The sequence below is a fragment of the Craterilacuibacter sp. genome, assembly GCF_051659485.1.
Classification (GTDB): Bacteria; Pseudomonadota; Gammaproteobacteria; order Burkholderiales; family Chromobacteriaceae; genus Craterilacuibacter.
On record NZ_JBOFOO010000337.1, the window covers coordinates 1 to 1585 of the forward strand.

At 53.1% G+C, this 1585-nt stretch carries 5 protein-coding genes; 4 read left to right on the forward strand and 1 reads right to left on the reverse strand.

Features of this window, described 5'->3' with window-relative positions; translation table 11 throughout:
* Window positions 1-195, forward strand: a 195-nt coding sequence (locus ACRC1E_RS11535; protein ID WP_438515239.1) for an ACT domain-containing protein, incomplete at its 5' end; no start/stop codon positions are given.
* 98 nt (window positions 196-293) lie between these two features.
* Here the strand turns inward: ACRC1E_RS11535 and ACRC1E_RS11540 are convergent.
* A complete protein-coding gene (locus tag ACRC1E_RS11540; RefSeq protein ID WP_438515240.1) occupies window positions 294-500 on the reverse strand; it encodes a hypothetical protein in 207 nt (68 codons plus the stop codon).
* 33 nt (window positions 501-533) lie between these two features.
* On the opposite strand from ACRC1E_RS11540, the gene rpsU reads away from it, so the two are divergent.
* The 3 genes from rpsU to ACRC1E_RS11555 form a co-directional block, all read left to right on the forward strand.
* Complete coding sequence (gene rpsU / locus ACRC1E_RS11545) at window positions 534-746, forward strand: 30S ribosomal protein S21 (RefSeq protein WP_438515241.1); 213 nt, start codon at window positions 534-536, stop codon at window positions 744-746.
* A gap of 116 nt (window positions 747-862) precedes the next feature.
* Complete coding sequence (locus tag ACRC1E_RS11550) at window positions 863-1309, forward strand: GatB/YqeY domain-containing protein (RefSeq protein WP_438515242.1); 447 nt, start codon at window positions 863-865, stop codon at window positions 1307-1309.
* Window positions 1310-1318: 9 nt separating this feature from the next.
* A partial coding sequence (locus ACRC1E_RS11555) for a CHC2 zinc finger domain-containing protein (protein ID WP_438515243.1) occupies window positions 1319-1585 on the forward strand: 267 nt, incomplete at its 3' end.

A 1585-nucleotide genomic window follows, 5' to 3' on the forward strand; every position in this document is an offset into this window, starting at 1 on the left:
ACGCTGGCCGATATTGCTGCCGCCATTTCCAATGCCGCGGCCAATATCGAAAGTGTGGATACGCAGGACAGCTCTAGTAGTGAAGGCTATATCCATATTCATTTCCGCTTGCAAGTGAGTGATCTTGCTCATCTCGAGAAGGCGCTTGTCTTGGTGACGCAAGTCGCCAGTGTGATGAGCGCCGAGCGGGCGTGAGGCTTTTTTCCTGTTGCGGGGCGGGTGGGTGAGTGGATAAATCTCGACTTTTGCCTGTTGTTCCGGTATAAGTTTCAGCCCTGCGTGAAGCCCGCACTTTACGAGTACGTGCTGCCGATGGCCGAGGCCGAACCGGTGCATGCGCCGGCGGCAATTTTTTCGACCCATTGCAACACCATTTCTCTGAGTGAGGGGGTGATTTTTTCAGCCATTTGTCGTGCATGAGGCACATGAATGGCGAACTTCGGAATCCAGGACTTTATCAAAAAGGATTCCGTTGCTAAAATACCGGTTTTATCAAGCATTTAGCTTAACCAAGATTTTAAGGATCCCTGTCGATGCCGACTGTTCGCGTAAAAGAGAATGAACCGTTCGAAGTAGCAATGCGCCGTTTCAAGCGTTCCGTAGAAAAAACTGGTCTGTTGACCGAACTGCGCGCACGCGAGTTCTACGAAAAGCCAACCACTGAGCGCAAGCGTAAGGCTGCTGCAGCCGTGAAGCGCCACTACAAGCGCATCCGTAGCCAACAGCTGCCACCTAAGCTGTTCTAAGCTTTAGATACGGTTGATTTACAGAACCGCAGGCTCTGTCTGCGGTTTTGCCTTTTGTAGTTCCGCATTTCGGCGGCCGGCTTTATGTCGGCCGCTATCTCTTCTGAAAGCACGATATGAGCCTGAAACTACGTATCAATGAAGACATGAAGACGGCCATGAAGGCTAGGGATGCCGCGCGTTTGTCTGCTATCCGTCTGTTGATGGCGGCGATCAAGCAAAAGGAAGTAGACGAGCGTATCGAGTTGGACGAGGCTGCGATTGTGGCTGTCGTCGACAAGATGCTCAAGCAGCGCCGTGACTCGGTGACGCAGTATGAGGCTGGCGGTCGACAGGACCTGGCCGATCAGGAAAAGGCCGAAATGGCTGTGCTGGCCGATTATTTGCCACAACAGTTGAGCGAAGCGGAAATCGTCGCGCTGATTGAGCTTGCCGTTGAGGCCAGTGGGGCTTCCGGTATGCAGGATATGGGTAAGGTGATGGGGCTGTTACGGCCGCAACTGGCGGGGCGTGCCGATATGGCTGCCGTGTCCACGCTGATTAAAGCCCGTCTTGCCGCTTAAGGTGCGCGGATGATTCCGCAGGATTTTATTGATCAGCTATTGACCCGCGTCGACATTGTCGACGTGGTTGACCGCTATGTGCCTTTGAAAAAGGCAGGGCAGAATTATCTGGCCTGCTGTCCTTTTCATAAGGAAAAGTCCCCTTCTTTTACTGTCAGTCCATCCAAGCAGTTCTATCATTGCTTTGGATGTGGTGCCCATGGTTCGGCCATCGGCTTTGTGATGGAGTATCAGGGGCTGGGCTTTGTCGATGCGGTGCGTCTCTTGGCGGATGGT